The 22,457-nt window shown below is 41.0% G+C and carries 17 protein-coding genes and 1 pseudogene; 10 read left to right on the top strand and 8 right to left on the bottom strand.

Going from position 1 to position 22,457, the window contains the following annotated elements; genetic code table 11:
* The first annotated feature begins 251 nt into the window (after positions 1-251).
* From FD716_RS02920 to FD716_RS02935, 4 genes are all read left to right on the top strand, one after another.
* Positions 252-1,979, top strand: a complete 1,728-nt coding sequence (locus FD716_RS02920) for an acetolactate synthase 3 large subunit (RefSeq protein ID WP_139850874.1) — start codon at positions 252-254, stop codon at positions 1,977-1,979.
* Positions 1,976-2,467 (top strand): acetolactate synthase small subunit, encoded by a 492-nt coding sequence (gene ilvN, locus FD716_RS02925; protein WP_139850875.1) that lies wholly within the window; start codon positions 1,976-1,978, stop codon positions 2,465-2,467. Before FD716_RS02920 ends, ilvN begins: the two co-directional genes overlap by 4 nt.
* Before the next feature lie 48 nt (positions 2,468-2,515).
* Positions 2,516-3,532 (top strand): ketol-acid reductoisomerase, encoded by a 1,017-nt coding sequence (gene ilvC / locus FD716_RS02930; RefSeq protein WP_139850876.1) that lies wholly within the window; start codon positions 2,516-2,518, stop codon positions 3,530-3,532.
* A gap of 90 nt (positions 3,533-3,622) precedes the next feature.
* On the top strand, positions 3,623-4,480 hold the full coding sequence (locus FD716_RS02935) for an XAC2610-related protein (RefSeq protein ID WP_139850877.1): 858 nt from the start codon (positions 3,623-3,625) through the stop codon (positions 4,478-4,480).
* A 65-nt stretch (positions 4,481-4,545) separates the two neighbouring features.
* Here the strand turns inward: FD716_RS02935 and FD716_RS02940 are convergent, their stop codons facing one another.
* The 3 genes from FD716_RS02940 to dusA form a co-directional block, all read right to left on the bottom strand.
* Positions 4,546-4,887 (bottom strand): DHCW motif cupin fold protein, encoded by a 342-nt coding sequence (locus FD716_RS02940; RefSeq protein ID WP_139850878.1) that lies wholly within the window; start codon positions 4,885-4,887, stop codon positions 4,546-4,548.
* 438 nt (positions 4,888-5,325) lie between these two features.
* On the bottom strand, positions 5,326-8,052 hold the full coding sequence (locus FD716_RS02945; protein WP_228714900.1) for a TonB-dependent receptor: 2,727 nt from the start codon (positions 8,050-8,052) through the stop codon (positions 5,326-5,328).
* Between the two features lie 571 nt (positions 8,053-8,623).
* Positions 8,624-9,649, bottom strand: coding sequence for a tRNA dihydrouridine(20/20a) synthase DusA (gene dusA / locus FD716_RS02950; RefSeq protein ID WP_139850880.1), 1,026 nt, complete (start codon positions 9,647-9,649; stop codon positions 8,624-8,626).
* A gap of 311 nt (positions 9,650-9,960) precedes the next feature.
* Between dusA and FD716_RS02955 the strand changes: the two are divergent.
* Positions 9,961-10,473: pseudogene (locus FD716_RS02955) on the top strand (Fic family protein); the annotation flags it as partial.
* Positions 10,474-10,724: 251 nt separating this feature from the next.
* On the opposite strand, the gene FD716_RS02960 reads toward FD716_RS02955, so the two are convergent.
* Positions 10,725-12,113, bottom strand: coding sequence for an aminotransferase-like domain-containing protein (locus tag FD716_RS02960; protein ID WP_139850881.1), 1,389 nt, complete (start codon positions 12,111-12,113; stop codon positions 10,725-10,727).
* A gap of 113 nt (positions 12,114-12,226) precedes the next feature.
* On the opposite strand from FD716_RS02960, the gene FD716_RS02965 reads away from it, so the two are divergent.
* The 5 genes from FD716_RS02965 (at position 12,227) to FD716_RS02985 (ending at position 17,822) form a co-directional block, all read left to right on the top strand.
* Positions 12,227-13,504: a hydroxymethylglutaryl-CoA reductase, degradative gene (locus FD716_RS02965; RefSeq protein WP_139850882.1), complete on the top strand. Its 1,278-nt coding sequence runs from the start codon at positions 12,227-12,229 to the stop codon at positions 13,502-13,504.
* A 46-nt stretch (positions 13,505-13,550) separates the two neighbouring features.
* On the top strand, positions 13,551-14,015 hold the full coding sequence (locus FD716_RS02970; protein ID WP_139850883.1) for a sodium/proton-translocating pyrophosphatase: 465 nt from the start codon (positions 13,551-13,553) through the stop codon (positions 14,013-14,015).
* A gap of 1 nt (position 14,016) precedes the next feature.
* Positions 14,017-15,399, top strand: coding sequence for a tripartite tricarboxylate transporter permease (locus tag FD716_RS02975; protein WP_139850884.1), 1,383 nt, complete (start codon positions 14,017-14,019; stop codon positions 15,397-15,399).
* A gap of 7 nt (positions 15,400-15,406) precedes the next feature.
* A complete protein-coding gene (locus FD716_RS02980; RefSeq protein ID WP_139850885.1) occupies positions 15,407-16,309 on the top strand; it encodes a hydroxymethylglutaryl-CoA lyase in 903 nt (300 codons plus the stop codon).
* Positions 16,310-16,556: 247 nt separating this feature from the next.
* Complete coding sequence (locus tag FD716_RS02985; protein WP_139850886.1) at positions 16,557-17,822, top strand: carbohydrate porin; 1,266 nt, start codon at positions 16,557-16,559, stop codon at positions 17,820-17,822.
* A gap of 197 nt (positions 17,823-18,019) precedes the next feature.
* Here FD716_RS02985 and FD716_RS02990 read toward each other — a convergent pair whose 3' ends face one another.
* From FD716_RS02990 to FD716_RS03005, 4 genes are all read right to left on the bottom strand, one after another.
* On the bottom strand, positions 18,020-19,363 hold the full coding sequence (locus FD716_RS02990; protein WP_139850887.1) for an MFS transporter: 1,344 nt from the start codon (positions 19,361-19,363) through the stop codon (positions 18,020-18,022).
* Between the two features lie 76 nt (positions 19,364-19,439).
* Entirely contained in the window at positions 19,440-19,826 is a 387-nt protein-coding gene (locus FD716_RS02995; protein ID WP_139850888.1) for a PaaI family thioesterase, read from the bottom strand.
* 58 nt (positions 19,827-19,884) lie between these two features.
* Positions 19,885-21,135: an OprD family outer membrane porin gene (locus tag FD716_RS03000; RefSeq protein ID WP_215895444.1), complete on the bottom strand. Its 1,251-nt coding sequence runs from the start codon at positions 21,133-21,135 to the stop codon at positions 19,885-19,887.
* Positions 21,136-21,232: 97 nt separating this feature from the next.
* Positions 21,233-22,372, bottom strand: a complete 1,140-nt coding sequence (locus tag FD716_RS03005) for an acyl-CoA dehydrogenase family protein (RefSeq protein ID WP_139850889.1) — start codon at positions 22,370-22,372, stop codon at positions 21,233-21,235.
* Positions 22,373-22,457 lie beyond the last annotated feature (85 nt).

The raw sequence follows: 22,457 nt of genomic DNA on the forward strand, positions 1-22,457 counted from the left end.
GATCACCCTTCGAATAACGGTGTAGCTTGCAAACCATTTTTTCTAATCTGAGAAAATGAAAATCAGTTCAATATGTTTATCCCAACATATTTTTCGACGAAGTCACTGCTTAAACGGCAGCGGCCTTATAAAAATTTTATTTGCAGCAGAAACTTATTAAATATGTGTGCTATAACAGGTACGCAAACAAACGAATGAAATATGACTTATGTCTCCCATAAAGTCATGAAATAAAATTAGGGTGAATCACGTTGGAACTTCTATCTGGTGGTGAAATGCTTGTTCGTGCTTTAGCGGACGAGGGCGTTGAGCACGTTTTTGGGTACCCAGGCGGTGCTGTTTTACATATTTACGATGCTTTATTTCAACAAGACAAAATTAATCATTACCTCGTGCGTCATGAACAAGCTGCAGGGCACATGGCTGATGCTTATTCGCGTGTAACAGGTAAAACTGGCGTCGTACTGGTCACTTCTGGACCTGGCGCAACCAACACAGTTACGCCAATTGCAACTGCGTATATGGATTCGATTCCAATGGTCATTCTGTCAGGTCAGGTTGCATCGCACTTGATCGGCGAAGACGCATTCCAAGAAACAGATATGGTCGGAATTTCACGCCCAATCGTGAAGCATAGCTTTCAAGTTCGCCACGCGAGCGAGATTCCTGGCATTATCAAAAAAGCATTTTATATCGCCTCAAGTGGTCGTCCAGGCCCAGTTGTGATTGATATTCCAAAGGATGTAACCAATCCAACGGATAAATTTGCCTACGAATATCCAGAGAAAGTGAAGATGCGTTCGTATCAGCCACCTTCACGTGGTCATACGGGGCAAATTCGCAAAGCGGTTGAAGAGTTAATTAACGCCAAACGCCCAATTATCTATAGTGGCGGTGGTGTGGTTCAAGGCAATGCATCTGCATTATTAACTGAACTTGCACGGATTCTTGATTTCCCTGTAACCAATACCTTAATGGGACTTGGTGCTTTTCCTGGGGATGATCCGCAGTTTGTGGGTATGCTCGGCATGCATGGAACCTATGAAGCCAATATGACTATGCATAATGCAGACGTTATTTTAGCTGTAGGTGCGCGTTTTGATGACCGTGTAACCAACAATCCTGCTAAATTCTGTACCAATGCAAAAGTTATTCATATTGATGTAGACCCAGCAGCAATTTCTAAAACAATTATGGCGCATATCCCAATTGTGGGTGCGGTTGAACCTGTTTTACAAGAAATGTTGGTACAGCTTAAGCAGTTGGATGTCAGCAAGCCAAACCCTGAAGCGATTGCGGCATGGTGGGCACAAATTAATGAGTGGCGTAAGGTTCAAGGTCTACGTTACGACAAAAATGAAGATGGTTCGTTAAAGCCGCAACAAGTGGTTGAAGCGTTATATAAAGTCACCGATGGTGAAGCGATCATTACTTCGGATGTGGGTCAGCACCAGATGTTTGCTGCGATGTACTACAAGTACAAGCGTCCACGTCAATGGTTGAACTCTGGTGGTTTGGGTACTATGGGTGTCGGCTTACCCTATGCGATGGCAGCCAAATTGGCTTTCCCAAATGAGCAAGTGGTTTGTATCACTGGTGAAGCATCAATTCAGATGTGTATCCAAGAATTGTCGACCTGCAAGCAGTATGGCTTGAACGTTAAAATTCTCTGCTTGAATAACCGTTCATTGGGCATGGTGAAGCAATGGCAGGATATGAACTATGAAGGTCGTCATTCAAGTTCATATGTTGAATCATTACCTGATTTTGCCAAGTTGATGGAAGCATATGGTCATGTGGGTATCCAAATTGATCATGTAGATGAACTAGAATCTAAATTAGCAGAAGCGATGGCGATTAATGATAAATGTGTATTTATCAATGTAATCACTGATCGTAACGAACATGTTTATCCAATGTTGATTGCAGGCCAATCGATGTCAGATATGTGGTTAAGCAAAGGGGAGCGTACAACATGAGACATATCATCTCTGTACTGGTTGAAAACGAAGCTGGTGCGCTTTCTCGTTTAGTGGGATTGTTTTCACAACGTGGCTATAACATTGAAACCCTCAATGTGGCACCGACTGAAGATGCAACTTTGTCACGCTTGACGCTGACCACTTATGGTGATGACCATAAGATTGAGCAAATTACCAAGCAATTGAATAAATTGGTTGAAGTGGTTAAAGTCGTTGACTTATCTGAAGGACCGCATATTGAGCGTGAACTGATGCTGATTAAACTCAAAGCATTGGGCTCAGCGCGAGACGAAATTAAACGGACTGCGGATATTTTCCGTGGCTCTATCGTCGATGTAACACCAACAACCTATACGATTCAAATCGCAGGGACAACTGAAAAAGTAGATGCGTTTATTGATGCACTTGCAGAAAACACCATTCTCGAAGTCGTTCGTTCGGGTGTTTCTGGGATCGCCCGTGGCGAGAAAGTGTTAACCATCTAATTAATTTTTCAATGAAAAGCATTTAAACGCATTATAGTGGAGACAACAATGCAAATTTTTTATGATAAAGACTGTGATATTTCAATCATCCAAGGCAAAAAAGTAGCGATTATTGGCTATGGTTCACAAGGTCATGCACATGCGCTGAACCTAAAAGATTCGGGTGTTGATGTTACAGTTGGTCTACGCGCAGGTTCGGCTTCTTGGAAGAAAGCTGAAAATGCAGGTTTAAAAGTTTCAGAAGTGCCTGAAGCAGTTAAACAAGCTGACCTCATCATGATTTTGACGCCAGATGAATTCCAATCACAACTTTATAGCGAAGTGATTGAGCCGAACATCAAACAAGGCGCAACCTTAGCATTTGCACATGGTTTCTCTGTACTTTATAACCAAGTGGTTCCACGTAAAGATTTAGACGTGATCATGGTTGCGCCAAAAGCACCAGGCCATACAGTTCGTTCAGAATTCCAACGTGGTTCAGGTGTACCTGACTTAATCGCAATTCACCAAGATGCTTCTGGCAATGCACGTAATGTTGCAATGTCTTATGCTTCTGGCGTGGGCGGTGGTCGTACTGGTATTATCGAAACTTCATTCCGCGAAGAAACTGAAACTGATTTGTTCGGTGAACAAGCAGTGCTTTGTGGTGGTGCAGTTGAATTGGTTAAAATGGGTTACGAAACTTTAGTTGAAGCAGGTTATTCACCTGAAATGGCTTATTTCGAATGCCTACACGAATTGAAATTGATCGTTGACTTGATGTTCGAAGGCGGTATCGCGGACATGAACTATTCAGTATCAAACAATGCTGAATATGGCGAATACGTAACTGGTACTGAAGTTATTAACGAACAGTCTCGTGAAGCAATGCGTAATGCATTGAAACGTATCCAATCTGGCGAATACGCGAAAATGTTCATTCAAGAAGGAGCGTTAAACTATCCTTCAATGACTGCTCGTCGTCGTCAAAATGCTGAACACGGTATCGAAGTAACAGGTTCTAAACTTCGTGCAATGATGCCTTGGATCCAAGCAAACAAAATCGTAGACAAAGAAAAGAACTAATTTAGTTCTGATTATTTGTTTGAAAAACCCACGCAGTTGCGTGGGTTTTTTGTGCTAAATTAGCGACATAAAATATGAATGGTTTCTTTGGTGAAAAAAATCAATACTTCAAAATTTGCAGCTCATTTGGGGCTGGCTTTATGTTTATCTGTTTCAATATTACCGCATGCCCAAGCGGCTGAGCCAACGTCGCTTGCAGCACCACTGAAGGCAATTTCAGGTGTGCCAATAAAAGTACAACGTCTGTTGAAGTCGCAAGAAGGCCGTTATGTATTGGAATTGACAGCTGGTATTTGGAATCCTGAAGCACGACTCATTGATCTTCAGACTCAGCAAAGCTGGATATTACAAGGTTTGCAAAAGGGCAATACATTAACCTTAGATACGGTGATGATGTCTCAAGCACTTGACCAGAAAACCGCTGTATCAGATATGAAATTGATCAAACTGGAAGGTGTGTTAAATACAGACAATGGTACCTTGCAAGCAACGCTGTCCGATACTGCCAGTGGCCTACAAAGGCAAGTTGCGTTTGTACCTTTAGTGCAAGTTAAGAATAAGCCAACATTTATATTTAAGTTTTATGGTGCCGTGGATGCGATCAGTAACAGTAAGCGGATTGAAGCCATTGATGTGATTGATAAAAAAACGGGCAAGCGAATCGATCGTTTAACCGGTTTTACCGCACAAGGCGATTGGGTTGAGTATAAGGATCTCAATTATGATGGGCATTTTGATCTGGTTTTGCTCAATGCCGATCGAGCGGTTGATCCGCAGGAGCAGCAGTATATTTATTGGATGTACAATCCTAAAACCAATCAATATCAACGTTCTCCAAAATTAGAAAAAATTACAGGTTATCCAAAACTGATTGCCGATAAGCAGCAGCTTGAATTTGGCAATGGACAGCTTTATCAGATTGAAAATGGCATGTTAAAGCGTTTGTGAGTATCGGTTGATGCCCAATAAAAAGCCCAGTTCATTGTGACTGGGCTTTTGAGGCTGTAACTGACTTAGTCAACGATTAATAAGGTTGCACCATTTCGTGTAAAAGATTGATGTGGCTCCGAATTATCTCCAACTTGATAGCTCATGCCCGCAGTTAAACTAAATGTTCTGCCATCTTTTAATCGGCTTTCTAGTTCACCGCTTAAACAAAATAAGATATGACCTTTATCACACCAGTGATCTGCTAAATAATTGGCTGAGTATTCAACTTGGCGCACCCGAATTTTATTACCTTCTTCCCCAAAATATTGAGTTTTCCAATAGGCTATTCCGGTCTCACCCTGATGCTCGGTGACCGCTATTTGCTTCCAATCGGTAATTTGAAAAGGGAAAGGGAAGATATTCATAATGATCGTCAACAGGGTGGATTTTGTTGAAAGTATAGCGTTGTTTATGTTTCATAATATGGGTTATTGGGGATTTGAATAGATATAAATACAAACCCATTGATAACCCATTTTTCTGATCTGGTTTGGCTCAATGCCGATCGAGTGGTTGATCGGCAGGAGCAGCAGTATATTTATTGGATGTACAATCCTAAAACTAATCAATACCAACGCTCGCCGTAACTAGAAAAAATCACAGGTTATCCAAAACTCATTGCTGATAAACACTAGCTTGAGTCTGGTCATGGACAGCTTGATCAGATTGAAAATGGCATGTTAAAACGTTTGTGAGTATCGGTTGATTATTGACCAATCAAGTGCAACTGCGATATTTAAAATTTCTAGCAAAGACTAAGCATAAATTAATAGTGAAGCGAGTCTTTGCTTAGATCTTGGTGGTTAAAAAGATAGTTTGAGATTTAAGTAATAGTTACGGCCTAGTGTATTACTATATCGGCTAATATAGTTTCTACCTGACATATCTAAAGTATAAGTATCAAATAAATTATTAATGCCAAAACCGAGCTCTGCATTATTAAGTTTTTTGACGCCCGGTATTTTCAATTTAGCACGAGCAAAAATGTCATGAAATAATTCACTGTCAATTGTTAAGGTATCTGACGCTATTCCAGTTTGATTTAAAATAGCTGCTGCATTGGTAATATTATATGAGCTGTAATATTGTGCTCCCCAACCAAATGTCCAAGTATCATTGGGTTTTAGGGTAAATGTAGCATTGGCACGATGTCTGATCGGATCGCCACTTGCACTACCACCTAATTGACTTTCCCAGCCCCCCGTTAAGCTCGTTTTTTGAATATATTGATCAACATAGGTATAACCCAAATTAAATGTCGAAGCCCCCAATAGACTATCAAATGAATAGCTTAATGCAGTATCGATGCCACTAGTCTTTAAGCCTAAAGCATTAAAGGGTTGGGTGTTAATTGTAGTCACATTGCCATTCGCATCACGGATTATACGGCCCGGAAGATATTTTTCATTTTTTAGAACATACTCGGCAGTTGGTTCTGCGATGTTATTACTTTTTTCAATGTGAAAATAATCAATAGATAATCTTAGATCTGGAATTAAGTTTGGTGTTAATACAATACCCGCATTATAACTTTTGGAGGACTCGGGCGTAATATTAGGATTTCCATTTGCAATAGATGCGTAGTGCGTAATTATTTTTCCCGTTTGCGGATCGACTAATGTTGCATTAATTACTGGCGTATTGGTTGGCTCGGCAAGTTGAGAAACTGTTGGTGAAATAAAGCCTTCACTGTAAGAGGCGCGAAGCATTACCTGATCATTTGGTGCAAATCTAAAACCAAGTGTTGGTGTTATTGCATCAAATTTAGCTTTAGGTTGGGTGTGGTAACCAGTCAGTTGAGAATTATAACCTGTGGCAGAGTCAACTTTATATTGTGGTGTCCGTGAGTCAATATTAAACTCCTCATAACGTCCAGCGACTTGAATGTCTAATAATCTGGCCCAAGACCACTCCATATCCGGCGAAATCAAAGGAACACTAAACTCTAAATAAGCACTTTTAGCCTCCATATTGCGTTCCGCAGGTTTACGCCAAGGATTATCCACATGTTGGTGGTCTGCAAAGCCCTCAGTTTTTGTTTTACGATATTCCAAACCTGTTGCCATACTAATATCACCGGCATACCAAGAGTAAACAGCGCCAGCACCTCTTAGAGCGAAATCATTGAGCGTGGACTGAGTTTGAGTTTTTGGATAATTCCAATACTTAGTAATAACATCCGTGCCTTCAGTGGTTGTATCTTTAATTAAGTTAATTAACCCTGCATCAAGGTCCGCCATCCAGGATTTTGCTCCAGGGTTATTACGGCCACGACGAGGATAATTAACTAAAATATCGGCCTGACTCCATGCATAATCAGCAGAAATGGTAAAGTTAGGCATTAAATCATAAGTGAAGCCTGTCGCGACGCGTTGCGTTTTATTTTCAATATGTCGGTAAGCTTTTTCTCCCATATCTGACCAATTGACAGGAAAGTTTAGCTGGACATCTTTCGCAAATGGATTTGCTGGATTATTCGCTTTATAAGTGACCGTACCATAGCCATGTGGTGTTGTTAAATGGACGCCTTCTTCTTTATCGTAGGCACCTTCTAGGTAGACATTTAAACGATCTGTAAAATTACGATTAATAGATAATCCATATGCTTCAGTTTTACTTTCAGTAATAAGTGTTGTATTGCCTGACCAAGCACTCATTGAATCAGCTAAGCCGAGTGAATATCCTTTTCCAAGTGTATTAATATCTCCATTCCAAGCTTTGGGAATATGTGCAGCCGTATAAGTACCATCATCGTTTTTAATCCGGAGGTTGACCAAATCACCTGCTGGTGGGGTGGTCGCATTATGAATTGAATCAGGATTATTTTTTAACTGTGTGGCGCGGCCCATATTGCGCCATTTTTTTTCACCCTGTGTGAGTGCATCTTGATCCCGTTTCGATGCAGTAAATAATACCTGTGTACGACCATCCTCAAGTGCAAAGCCTGTGACTAAGCTCACGGTTTTTACGGGTTGATTATTCGCAAGGTTATCTTCGTAACGTACATTTATATCAGTACCGACATAATCACGTTTTAAAACAATATTAATAACTCCTCCAATTGCACCAGAGCCATAAATTGCCGATGCAGATGTTGGAAGTACTTCAATACGTTCAATGGCTTCTAGCGGGATATTATTTAAGTTCGGTTGGTCTGTGCTTTCGGCAGTACCACGATTTCCGATACCTGCTGTTCTACGACCGTTAATTAAAATTAATGTATGGTTTGCACCGAGACCACGTAAATTAATTTGACTTGTGGTTCCTGTAAATCCAGAACCAGCGTCATTAGGCACTGACGTTGCTTGAGGTAAAAGCTTGGTAATTAAGTCACTAACATCATTTGCCCCTGTGTTTTTAATTTTTTCAGCACTAATAATCGTATAGGGTTGGACATCATCTTCAGTGCGGGGAATATCCATATTTCCATCTTTTAACGCTTTTCGCTCTTGTTGCGCTTCGATTTCGATGGTGGGTAATACATGAGGAGTTGATTCTGTTGCTACTACGATTGGACTGATCCCAATCATAACGGAGGCATAAATCATTTTTTTTATCAAATATTGATGTGGGTTTTTCTTAAAAGTTGTTAATCGCAGAAATAAAGCTTGATATGAAGTGGGCATATTTGAACGTTCCTATTACATCAGAGTTACAAATTGCCACAAAGTATACATAATAAACCCACCAAGTAAATGATAATTATTTGCATTTGTGTTTTTCGATATAAAAGTAACCTGATATTTTTTAATTGTTTTTTGTTTTACTCTATCCTTAATTCCACAAGAATTATGAGGATTTAGTGATTGGGTAAGAAATGCTAAACACAGATTCATATAATCTCACGCTCTTGATTTTGGTTAAAATCATTAAATTCGTGAGATTAAGTTGCCTTAAAATGTGCTTGCAGGGGAAATAGAATTAGCTTAAAAACTGAGCTCGTACTTTATCTTTCTCATATCCGTCACCTATCGCCAAGAAAACATGTAAAACGGGCTTACTCATTTCTATTCTCTCATTCACATATTGTGGATACGAGGTTATTTGAGTGCAATTGGCTTATTCATTCTTGAGCGAGTAGGTTGAAAATAATAAGCCGATTTATTCCTGATGTTCTGCTAAATAATCTTCAGTACGTTGCATCGCTGCTTGGATATTGCTGATTGCAGCATCGACATCACTTAAGCTTTTGACATTACCACCGCTGAGTGACTGACGCCATTTGCGTGCACCGGGTAGATTTTGGAATAGCCCCAGAATATGACGGGTCAAGACTGAAACCGGTGCACCTTGCGCTACACGTTGTTCAAAATACGGCAACATCTGCTGCATAATTTCAAAACGATTCGGTGCTTCAAGCCCCCAAAGCTGGCCCAACTCAGCCAGTAAATAAGGATTGTGGTAGGCCTCACGACCAATCATCACCCCATCGACATGTTGTAAATGTTGCTGTGTTTCCGCAAGGGTTTTAATCCCGCCATTAATCTCAATGGTCAGATGTGGGCGTTCGATTTTAAGGCGATAGACATCTTCATAACGTAATGGTGGCACGTCGCGGTTTTCTTTGGGTGAAAGCCCTTTAAGGATCGCAATACGTGCATGTACCACAAAGTGAGTACAGCCAGTTTTGGCTACGGTATCGACAAAATGCAGCATCTCTTCATAGCTTTGCATGTCATCAATGCCGATACGATGTTTGATGGTGACAGGAATGCTCACTGCTTGCTGCATCGTTGCGATACATTCTGCAACGAGGTCGGGTTCCGCCATCAGGCATGCGCCAATCTTATTGTTTTGTACGCGGTCACTTGGGCAGCCGACATTTAAATTAACTTCGTCATAGCCCCAGTCTTGCGCCATCTTGCTACAGCTTGCCAAGTCTTTTGGGTTTGAGCCACCGAGCTGCAATGAGATCGGATGTTCTTGTTGGTTAAAGTCTAAATGGCGTGCGGCATCACCAAATAAAATCGCGCCTGTGGTCACCATCTCGGTATATAGCATCACATTGGGATTAAACAGACGCGCGAAAAATCGGTAGTCTCGGGTTGTCCAATCCATCATCGGGGCCACGCTGATGCGCGGTGCGTTCTTAACAGGTGTCAGTTCAGTGGGTGCTGCGGTGTTCATGGTTGATCTTACCTTTAAAAACAAACCCAGATGGATGTGCGTATTGATATATAGCGGGGAATTTGAGCGCGTGATTTTAGCATAGAAAAGTGGAACTATCGATTTGGAGTGATGGTGGAGTGATGTTTAAGGGGGGATGGGTTGGGGTAAAGATATGCTCTCATTTTATTAGACTACTTCTGCATCAAAAATAGGTTTTTAAAGTCTGATACTGATTGTTATCGTGAAATAGCACTATTTAGAATGAAGATGAATGGAGTCATTGTTTAAATCGTTAAACTTTTTGCTATTTTAGGCTGCAAAGGTGAGTTGAATGCCAAGAACATCCGCTCATCCTGAGTTCAGTTTTTCATTATGAATTTGAATTTATTCATCCTTTTTCGGATGGAAATGGCCGTATGGGGCGGTTATGGCAAACATTGATCCTCAGCCAATGGAATCCTATCTTTGCAAAGATCCCTGTTGAGAGCCTCATTTATCAAAATCAACAAGCGTATTATGATGCTTTACAAGCGAGTACTGAGCGTACTGACGCTGCGCCATTTATCGAGTTTATTTTGCAGATGATTTTTAACGCGATTTTAAGTTCGACCGAGACCGCTCAAGTAAGCGATCAAGATACCGCTCAAGTTAAAACTCTCATTTCACGTATGGATCAAGCTGAATAAACGCTTGCAAAATTGATGTCACTTTTAGATTTGTCGCATCAAGCAACATTTCAAAAGAATTATCTTAATCCTGCGCTAGAAGCTGGACGGGTTGAACGGACAATTCCAGAGAAACCGAAGAGCCCTAAGCAGAAATATAAATTAAAGGGTGTGTGAAATGGTCACACATTTTTTTTGGGTGGAGATTGGTTAATTTATTATGAGTACAGAATTACCCAAAAGCCAGACTAAGGAAATGAAAATAGTTTTATTTTTAAATGAAGAGTGCTTGAAAGTGAATACATGCATATAATTTTGGGTGTTCAGAATAATAATTATTGCTACATTTTTTATAACGCTATCACTTTCTAGAGAGTCAAAAATACTTTTAGCACTCTTCTGAAATAACTTTGAACTTATTTCAATCATCAATGCTCATTATTTAAAAAATGATTAAAATTTTCATAGAAATTAGGACTCGCAGCAACACCAATATTTAAACGTGTCCATTGATTATATTGCTGTCCTTGTAAACTGAAAATATAACCAGGTGCGAATATCAATTTATTTTCGATTGCTCTGTTCATCATTTCATGAGAAAAATCTAGGTGCTCAAATGAAGCCCAGCAATACAAAGAATCAGTAGATTCATAAAAGACTTGCCCACCTAATTTTTTTATATTATCGAGTGCAAGCTTGCTGCTTAATTTTAAATTCTCTTTGAAAAAAGTTAGGTGTTGTTCATAAAATTTACTTTGCAAAATTGTGCAAATAAATTGCTCGGCATACTCCGAACTATTGACATGTAAAATGGCTTTAAAATCTGAAAGCTTGTCAATTAAATGATGTTCACCGACAATAAAACCGACCCGAATCGATGGGCTAATGATTTTAGAAAAGCCCCCAATATATAAATGGTGTGAAAAATTACTGTGTGAACTGAGTCTATTTTTAATTTCTGTGTATTCAGAGAAAATATCATTTTCAATGATCAGGCAATTATTTTCTTTGCATAGGGTGTTAATGATATTTATTTTTTCTGCGCAAATATGGGTGCCGGTTGGATTGTGAGAAATACTTTGGGTGAAAAAGAGTTTTGGACTTTTATTTTTTAAATAATACTCAAGCACATCACAGTCTGGCCCATCTGCAAGTCTTGGAATCTCAAGGATTTTACAGTGGGTTAGCTGTAGTTTTTTCAATAAAGGATAATAAATAGGTGAGTCAACCAAGACCGTTGTATTTGATTCGACAAAGTAGCGAATGATTAAATCAATTGCATCATTTACTCCATTGGTGAGAAGGATATTGTCTGCGGCCGTTTTAATATTAAGTCGGCTTAAGCGTAAACAAAGTATTTCCCTTAAATTCTCATAGCCATATTTCGAGCCATAACGTAATAATTTGGTGCGGTTTTCTTGAATCGATTTTTGTAAAAGCTTATTTAATGGCAATAGCTCAAACCAAGCAGTGTCTGGGAAACCATCACCAACATTGATTACACCATTAAATGTTTCCAGTTGACGACGCATTAACCAAAGCTCATCGATATTCTGCATTTCAATATTGGCTTGTTTAAAACGAGGCGTTATTTTCTGTTCCATCACAAAAAAACCGGAGGCTGGTTTTGAATAGATAAGGCCTTCATCGATTAAGCGTTCTAATGCAGAAATAACCGTATTTTTAGAGATGTTATATTGATCGCATAATTTGCGTATAGAGGGGATCTTTTCATTTTCTTTATAAAGCTGTGATTTTATCTGATGCTTTAAGATTTGATAAATTTGATCGACAAGAAGTATTGCGTTGGAATCCATAATATCTGCTGAATTATCCTAAAAAATAACTGTCCTTAAAAACTGTACCTTGAGCAAAGTAATATAAGCACTTAAATTGCAGTTATGAACAGAACGAGCACAGGACAGCAAAAGTGAATTCTAAATTACCTAATTTTCGAAAGTTAACAGTATCAGAACGTCTCAAGGAAGTGGCAAAAATAGCAGGTTTTAGTGAACAACAACAGCAATTGTTAGAGAATGACGGTGCACTAAGTCCCGATTTAGCAAATGGTATGATTGAAAATGTGATTGGTAAATTTGAACTTCCATTTGGTGTTGCTGCAAATTTTCAAATTAATGGCAAAGATCATTTAATTCCAATGGTGGTTGAAGAACCTTCTGTTGTTGCTGCTGCCTCATATATGGCGAAAATAGTACGTGAAAATGGTGGCTTTAAAACTTCAAGTACTGAACCTTTAATGCGTGCACAAGTACAAATTTTAGGTCTTGATTCTGTTGAAATAGCCAAACAAATTCTATTGGAAAATAAAGAACAGATCATTCAGCTTGCGAATAGTAAGGATAAATTCCTGATTAGTTTGGGCGGTGGTTGTAAAGATATTGAGGTTCATTTATTTGAATCCACACAAGTTGGTCCGATGGCTGTTATGCATTTGATCGTCAATGTCTGTGATGCAATGGGCGCGAATACCGTCAATACCATGGCTGAAACAGTTACACCTTTGGTTGAAAAGCTTACCGGTGGCCAAGTCCGTTTACGAATTTTGTCAAATTTAGCGGATCTACGTTTGGTCAGCGCAGAATTGACGGTACGTCCAGATCAACTCAAGCAAGCCACCTTATCGGGTGAAGAAGTCATCGATCGTATGATTGAAGCCTATGAATTTGCTGCAATTGATCCCTATCGGGCTGCGACCCATAACAAAGGCATTATGAATGGGATTGATCCGGTCATTGTTGCAACGGGCAATGATTGGCGTGCAATTGAGGCGGGTGCGCATGTTTATGCAGTTAAAAACGGACATTACACTTCCTTGACCACCTGGAAAAAAGATGCTCAAGGAAACTTAGTAGGTTGTCTTGAATTGCCAATGGCTGTTGGACTGGTGGGGGGTGCAACAAAAACCCATCCTTTGGCACAGTTATCTATTCAGATGTTGAATATCAAGTCTGCGAATGAACTTGGAGAAGTCATTGCTGCAGTTGGTTTAGCACAAAATATGGCGGCAATGCGTGCATTGGCGACCGAAGGCATTCAGCGTGGTCATATGGCATTACATGCACGCAATATTGCAGTGGTGGCTGGGGCGAAGCCTGATGAAGTTGATCAGATTATTGCCCAAATGGTTGCTGAGCATGATGTTCGCAACGACAGAGCATTGGAATTACTCACCGAATTACGTGGTTGATTATTTAAGGCTTCTAGAACACTAGAAGCATTTGGAGTTGGTAGCAATGGATAATGCGATACAGCAAGATGAAAAAAAGGGAGCGCATCACAATGAAGAGCTCGTTGAAGTTTGGGGAGATACCGTTGGTTTCTCGTCGCTGGTTAAATCTATTTTAATTGGCGCAGTTTTAAGTGTGTCATTTTTTTATTCGTCTCAATGGCTATTAAATCAAATTGTAGAAAACCCAACGCTTGCTCATGCTTATAGCATGTTATGTGGATTAGTCGGCTGTATCCTTGCTGGCTTTATTTGTTCAATTCTCTACAAACCCAAACGAGAAATTTTAGAGTCTGAAGATCAATCAATGGAATGGTTCGAAAGCCTGATCGATGAATGGGAAAAAGAGGGCAAGTCCATTGGATCAGTTCATGGTTTACCTGAGAAAATAGTGGGTGAATTAAAGGAACTTAATTTGTATGACGCATTTGTTGCACATGCGCAAAAACGTCAACAAAAGGAAGATAAATAAAATGGAATTACTCTTTGATCAAGTGTTGATTGCGTTCGGATTTGGTTTGTTTGGGGCGGTTTTATTTGCTGCAATTGGCTTAATTTCAGGGACGGATGAAACTGCCACCATTGCGCCGCTGACGCTGCTGATTATTTTACTCGGTGCACCAGCTGTTGGAGTCTTTACTTTTTGGATGTCTGCCGTTGTTGCGAAACACATGACACATGCCATTCCAACTGCATTATTAGGCATTCCAGGGGATACTTTAGCGACACCGTTAATGGCTGAATGTGACGCCATGCGAAAACTCGGTGCGCCACATATTGCATTACGTAAGATGATTTCAGGGGCAATTGTTTCTGCATTTATTGCTGTGCCTTGTGCTGTGTTATTCGCATCTTTGTTGGCACCATTTGGTGATTCAATTAAAGCCTTTGCACCTTGGATTTTTGCATTTGCAGCCATCATTATTACTTATTTTTCTCCAGGTAAATTGGCTTCAACTTTATTGCTTATTCCATTTGTGGTGCTGATTATTGCGCTACAGAGCTTCACTGCAAAATTCGATACCAAACTTTCTGTGAGTTATTTTATTGGGATTGCAATCGGACCATTAATTGCTGATTTATTTTTAGTTAGCTCGCCAATGGGCCGTAAGAAAATGCGGCGTAACACGGTCAATCGACTTTCTATTGCACCTGAAGTAAAAAGCTGGTCGGGCTATTTCCCTAATCCATTTAAAGTTTTAGACAAAGAACAATTAAAATGGACAGCAGCAACCTCAGTGGTCTCTAGTGCGACTTTTGTGTTCAGTCCTGTTGCCATGACGGTTGCTTTGGGAGAGTTTGTTTCTTCACGCTTTAAGCAAGTTTATCAACGTTTAACCACCACCCTTGCTGCCAAAAATGGGGTGACAGAGTCGACCTATATTGCTGAAGCATTAATTCCATTGATTGCATTTGGTTTACCTTTAAGCCCCGTTGCGGCAGGTCCAGCAGCCCCCTTATTTAATGCACCACCAGTATTCACCGTTGGCGGAAATGGCACTGAAGGATACAACTTGCACCATTTACTCAGTCAATGGGAATTCTTAGGTTACGGTTTATTGGCTGTTGCAATTGCATCATTGGTGTCTTATCCATTTGCCATGAATTATGCCCGCCGTGCTGCATTATTTGTGACCAAGTATATTAGTCATGAAGCCATTATCGCCACATTTGTTGGTCTGATTTTAGTGATTAGTTTATGGGAAGGTGCACTGCTTGGTGTATTGGTGATTCTGACCATTGGTTTGGTTGGTGGATTACTCTCCAAACATTTTGGCTTTAATGCCGGCTGTCAATTCATGGGGTATTACATGGCAATTCTAAGCGTACCCGCTTTAATGAGTCTCGTGGGATAAGTCTGTCATGAATGATTTTGTGAAAATTGTAGAGGTGGGTGCACGTGATGGATTGCAGAATGAAAAATCGGTGATCCACTTTGAGCAACGCTTGGAATTGTTAAATAGACTGGTGCAGAGCGGCTTTAAATCGATTGAAGTGGGATCCTGTGTTTCACCACGTTGGGTTCCTCAAATGGATAAAAGCACAGATTTATATGCAGCCCTTGAAAAACCCGAACAGGTGAACTTTAGCTTACTTGTTCCGAATATTAAGGGGCTAGAAGCTGCGCTACAGGTTGGGTGTAAAGAGATTGCAGTTTTTACCGCGGCCTCAGAATCATTTGCTCATAAAAATATTAACTGTTCCATTGATGAAAGCTTTGCTCGTTTTGAGCCTATATTTGCACTGGCAAAACAGCACAATATCAAAGTACGAGGCTATGTATCTTGTGTTGTGGACTGTCCGTATGAGGGGGCGATTGATCCTCAAAAAGTCGCCATGACCGCTAAACGATTGTTTGATTTAGGCTGTTATGAAATTTCTTTGGGTGAAACCATAGGGACCGCTACGCCTATTCGAGTCCGTCAAATGCTACAAGCGTGTCTAGATGTGATTCCCGTTGAGTGTATCGCGGGCCATTTTCATGACACTTATGGGATGGCGATTGCCAATATTGCTGAATCTTTAAATCAAGGTATTCGAATTTTTGATTCATCTATTGCGGGGTTAGGTGGCTGTCCTTATGCCAAAGGCGCTACTGGCAATGTGGCAACCGAAGATGTGGTGTACTTATTGGAACAGTCTGGCTTTCAGACTGGCATTGATATTTCAGCACTGTTAAGTGCTGGTGATTTTATTACAGCGGTACTGCAACGAGAAAATCAATCGCATTTTGCCAAAGTATATCAAGCAAAATCATTGATTTAAAAATTGAAACTGAATCGACAGTGCTTTTTAACCTGAAGCACTGTCGTTAAGAATGAGTAAATGCAAGGGACTTGTAAGCGTGATCGGAAACATCATGTTCATTACGCAGCAGCATGTAATTCGGAGCAAACCATAGCAATTACTTCGCGCTTACAACTTTAAATCGTTAGGTCGTACAGAACGCTTATATCCAATATCTGGTTATGAGCCGGTTTTCTGCATGCCTAAAAACTAAAAGGATCAAGGAATGAAATTAATCACAAAGCAATTACTCGGTAGTGTAGGACTTGTTTTGACATTTGCACAGAGCCATGCAACGACTGCTTTTGACCCCAATGCTGCATATTTATTGGGGGACTGGAATGGTAAGCGCAATAGTCTCGCTGAACAAGGTATTAAGTTCGATGCCAATATAACCGTAGATACTGCCTACCTCGCGGATGGTGGATATAAAGATCAGCAAGATCCAACTTATACCAGCCAGTTGTGGTTAGGCAGTCATTGGGACTTGGAGAAACTCTTGGGTTGGGATGGCGTTTCGGTGCGTACCGTGGTGACAGCACGACAAGGTCAGAGTGTATCTGTTGATCAGATTTCAGATCCTTTAGCACCACAAATGGCGAATGTTCAGTCCAGTTATGGGCGTGGGAACAGTGGGAGTCGTTTGACTGAATTTTCCTTAGAAAAACAATTTAAAGCACAAGGAGTTAGTATTCGAGTCGGTCGATTTGGGATGGGGACTTATTTTAATGCGATGTCATGTGATTTCCAAAACACCTCTTTCTGTGCCGCACAGATGGGTAAATGGCAGGGTGGCACTTGGTACAACACACCAGTAAGTCAATGGGCTGGGATGGTGAAATATCAGATTAATCCTGAGTTATCTGCGCAAGTGGCGGTCTTTGAATTTAATCCGACCAATATTAAAGAAAAAGAGGGGTGGAATCTAAGCACCTCAAATGCAGACGGGGTAACCATACCGATAGAACTGGTATGGCAACCGAAGAGTGCGGTGAGTGGCTTGCCTGCTACATACCGTGCAGGCGTGATGTATAACACGGCAGATAAGATTGAAAATCAAAAAGATATTGTTACTGGGGAAGCGAAAGATCATAGCTATGGGACATGGTTTGTTGCAGAGCAGCAACTCACGCAAAAAGGATCTGGAAAGCAAGGTTTACATGGCTTTATGAATCTCAGTGTTCATGATAAAACGACCAATAAAATTGACAATATGCAGCAAGTGGGCTTGAAGTATATTGGTCTATTTGAAACCCGTGAAAATGATATTCTGGGTCTGGGTTTAAGTCGTATTCATGTTAGTGATCGCTATCGAGAATCGCGTAGCAGATTAGATAAACCAGCAGAATATAATCTTGAGTTGAATTATTCTTATTTTCCAACGAAATGGGCAATGCTTCGACCAAATATTCAATATGTGATCAATCCAGGTGCGACCAGCCATGTTGATAATGCTTTAGTTCTAGGCTTAACCAGTAAATTAACCTTCTAATCATGCTTAAGTAATTGATCGTTTTTTATTATCTATTTTTAATTTAAAACTCAAAACACTTCGCCCTCATTGTGATGCAATGGGGGCGAAGTGCTTATTCTAAAAAAGCCTTCAATCTAGTCGCTATAGATCTCCTATCTACGACCATCTTAGATTAGATATTAGGCAGCTGAGGCAGAATAAGTAAAACTAAAAAGTTATGCTTCAGCAGGCTGAGCCTGAAATTTTTTCTCTGCTTTGGCATTCATACGTGAAAGAGAGAAAATGCCTATCGCAGCAATAATAAAGATCACACTGAACAGTCCATACAGGCTTAAAGGTGCCATGCCTTGATCGAGAAAATAACCGGCAATAATCGGCGATGAAATTCCACCAAAACGCCCGATTCCTGTTGCAAAACCAACGCCCGTCGAACGCACGTCTGCTTCATAAATACCTGTCGATATCGAGTAAATTCCTGCCAAACAACCATTGATAAACAGTCCTAAAATAATGGCGGATAAGATCAGCAGATTGGGTGTGGCCGTTGAGTTTACGAACATGAATACAGAGAGGGCAGTGGCGCAGAGGAAAAATACTTGCACATGAAAAACACGAAATTTAGTGCTGAGTACACCTAATGCAAGGGCACCAATCATACCGCCAGCACTGATCATCATACCAATGGTAACCCCAGATTCATTGCCTAAGCCTGACGAGGCAATGATCTTCGGTGTCCAGCCCATAACAAAGTAAAAGCCAAATAAAATGAAGAACATGGAAAACCATAAGATGAGGGTTTGCATTAAATATTTTTCATTAAATATTTTTTTGATGGTGCTTTTGCCTGTAGGCTTGAGTGCTTGTGCGGGTAAGTTTTCCATGATTTGATGACCCATTTTTTTGGCAATCATATTGAGCTTTTCAAGGGCTTGCTTGGGTTGTTTATACAGTAAATAATCAATTGATTCGGGTAAGTAGCGTATTGATAAGAGCAAGCCGACAAACGTGGCGATGCCGCCAAAGAGAAACACATAACGCCAGCCAAAACTGCCAATCAGATAGACAGCAAGTAGGCCACCGAGTGTTGCACCAAGACCATAACCTGCTGAAAGCAGACCGACTGAAAAGCTTTTTAAACGTTTAGACGAGTATTCAGTGGCCAGCACCATACAACTGATTTGAATGCCGCCAATCCCAATGCCAGTAATAAAACGACAAATCCCCAATTCAAATGCAGAACGCACAAAGGTGGCTGCAACCATACTTGTCGCGCAAAGAATTAAACTAATAATGACGAGGTTTTTACGACCAATTCTGTCGGCCAGTGGTGCCACAAAAATAGACCCGACCGTCATGCCGACTAATCCCGCACTGATCAGTGCCCCAATATGTGTACTGGTCAGGCTTAACTCTGCGCCAATGGAGCTGGCAACATAGGCCATGACCATAAAATCAAATCCATCGATGATGTATAAGAACAAACAAATACCGACAATAAACCATTGATAACGGCTCATTGGCTGTTCATTCATCACCTCTTTAATCTGTAGTTCTGACATATCTCTCTCCATGTTTATTGCTTTTTTAAGTTTCTTCAATGAATAAAGTGCTTATGCCTGATGGTTTTAATTGTCCCTATAAAACCATAAATGCGGCACTGCTTTTGGCGATCAGTTTATTGTCCTGCCATGCTTCGCTTTCAAGATTGAGGATTTTTTGGCCTTCTTTGATGAAATAAGCGTGTGTCTCTACAACACCGACCTGACAGGGTCTAAAAAAATCTAGGCTTAAGTTGATAGTGGTTGCGGGACGCTCAGCTTGATTCAGTCCAGCAAGGATTCCCATAGCATCATCCAACATGGCGCAAAGCATGCCACCTTCTACCGTTCCACGTGGATTGGTGAAGCTTTCCAGCGCGGTATATTTGATTTTGAGGTGACGTAAATCTGCATCCCATTCCAGTTCATGTCCATTCAGGAGATGATGAATTGGGGGAAGGTGTTCCAACTTAAACATCGTCATCTGCCGATCTCCTTAGAAAAAACACAAGCCCAATTACTGTTGGGCTGAGTGTTGTGAATTACTTAAATTTCCATGTGTAATCGATATTGATGCGCGTCTCATTGCTGGGCTTAATATTGGCCGTAGACAGCATATTGTTGTCATACATGGCATAACGTGCGCGTAGCCCAAGGTCCTTGAAAAAACCAGTTTGAACGGTATAACCAATATCAAAATCGAGTTCATCTTCTTTGAGATCTGTGCCACCCAATTGTGGTGCGTAGATATTGTGGCCAGTGGTATAGCGCGTCATAAAACGTAGCCCAGGCAGATAGTTTTTAAAGTCATACTCATAGCGAAAGCTATAGACCTGTTCCTTGGGGTTTAAGAACTCAGCTGGCCAGGTATCAATAAGTAATCCAGTCTCACCGCCAGTTAAATAGGGAAAGGCGGTTGCACCTTGATGGTGAAAAGTACTGAAGATAAATTTGTGTAAATCATGCTTGAGTTCAAAATGACTGGCCAGAAGGTCATTGTCGACCAAGCCCGCTTTGGCTTGACCATCTTCACGGCTACGGTAATAACGAAGTTGAGTGGTCAGTTGAGTTTGCGCTGTGAAATTATATTTATAGGTTGCCCCAAACATGCCTTGGTTATATAGATCATCGACATCCATATAAAAAGAGGTAAATTTCAGCGCTGGAGAAACATCATAATGCCCGCCGACATAATAGAGCCCATCTGTTTCTGCGGCTTTAAAGCGGCCATTGACCCCAGAAATTTTAATTTTCTCAAAATTGGTTGAATCTCGATGATTGACTTTGTCGATATACGCAGCTTGTAAATCAAAGTTTTTCAGGTCTTTGGATTGGATTGATATCCCACGGTAAGTTTGTGGTAACAGCCGTGCTGGTGATGCGACCAAAACGGGAGTCATTGGCAATAATGTCCCGATGCGCATTTCTGTTTGGCTGATCTTGGCTTTGCCTGTGTAGCCGATTTGACCATAGCTATCCGCAGGTTCATTGGTCTTGGCATCGCGAGGTAAATTGCCTGTTCCTGCATCTTTGGCGTCGGCATAGAGTTTAAAGCCTGCGGTTGCTAAAATATCGACACCAAATCCAACAGTCCCTTCGGTATAACCTGAATTGGCTTTGAAAATAAAACCTTGACTCCAGTCTTTGGCGGCAGGATAGGCGGATACTTCGGTATAGTCCCGATCAAAATAAAAGTTTCGGGTGCTCAGTTCCACTTTGCTGTTGTCAATAAAGCTGTTGGCAAATACTTGCGTAGACAGCAACATGGTTGACGTGATCCAAATATTTCGCATAACATTTCTTCCTGAAATGACGTTGTTGTTTTAAAGGCAATACACCCCTGTATTCCCCAGTTTTGAACATGTTTAAGCCTGTTTTGTCGCGCTGGGGTTATTTTCCCAATAACTCGCGCGCCACAATCTCCTTCATAATTTCGTTGGTGCCACCGTAAATTCTTTGCACCCGTGCATCGACATAGAAACGTGAAATCGGGTATTCCTGCATATAGCCATAACCCCCAAACAGCTGGAGCAGTTGGTCGACGATTTCACATTGCACATCGGTGATAAAACATTTCAAGGCGGCAACCTCACTCACCGTGAGTGCAGCATGGCGATATCGTTCAGCACATTGATTGACAAAGGCTTCTGCTGCTTTGGCTTTGATCTGTGCTTGGGCAAGCACAAAGCGGGTGTTCTGAAATTGACTTAATGCTTGACCAAATGCTTGACGTTCAAGCACATAGTCTTTGGTGATTTGAATAGCACCGAGAATAGAACCTAGCGCCATCATTGAAATGCTGAGCCGTTCACGTGGCAGTTCTTGCATCAGGTAGGCAAAACCTTTGCCGGCTTCACCGAGCAGTTGATCGCAAGGGACTTTGACCTGATCGAAAAATAGTTCCACGGTGTCTTGCGCATGTAAGCCTATTTTTTTTAGGCCACGACCTTTTTTAACGCCCTCCAGCTGGGCATCGACCAGTAAAATCGAAATGCCTTTGGCACGTGCTTGAGGATCTGTTTTGGCAACCAAAACAATTAAGTCGGCATGTTGGCCATTGGAAATAAAGGTTTTAGCGCCATCTACAACATAATGATCATCCTGCAAAATCGCCTGAGTGCGAATCGCTTGGAGGTCAGAGCCTGCATTGGCTTCTGTCATGGCAATTGCCGTCACCACTTCGCCTGAGACCATTTTGGGTAGCCAATAACGCTTTTGTGATTCAGTGCCAATATTTTGAATATAGGGCGAGACCAACTCACTTTGACCACCGATGGCGACAGCCAGCGACGTAAATCCTGCCTGTGCAGTTTCCTGCACCAACATCAATGAGTAATGCACAGGTGCGCCATAGCCACCATAGGCTTCGGGCACATCAACGCAGAGAAAACCATTCTCACCAAGTTTGTGCCAGATCTCACGTGGAATCCGTGCTTGCTCTTCCCATTGGGTATAGAAGGGAGCAACATTTTCATTTAAAAAACGTTTGAAATTGTCACGAAAAAGTTCAAAGTCGCTGTCTATTGGCATGTTATTTCCTCGTACGACAGATGAAAACCCAAAAAATAAAGACAAAAGGGCTGAGCAACCCTGCACAACAGGGCTGTTTTTTTAA

Origin of the sequence: Acinetobacter pullicarnis, from assembly GCF_006352475.1 — a bacterium.
Lineage (GTDB): Bacteria > Pseudomonadota > Gammaproteobacteria > Pseudomonadales > Moraxellaceae > Acinetobacter > Acinetobacter pullicarnis.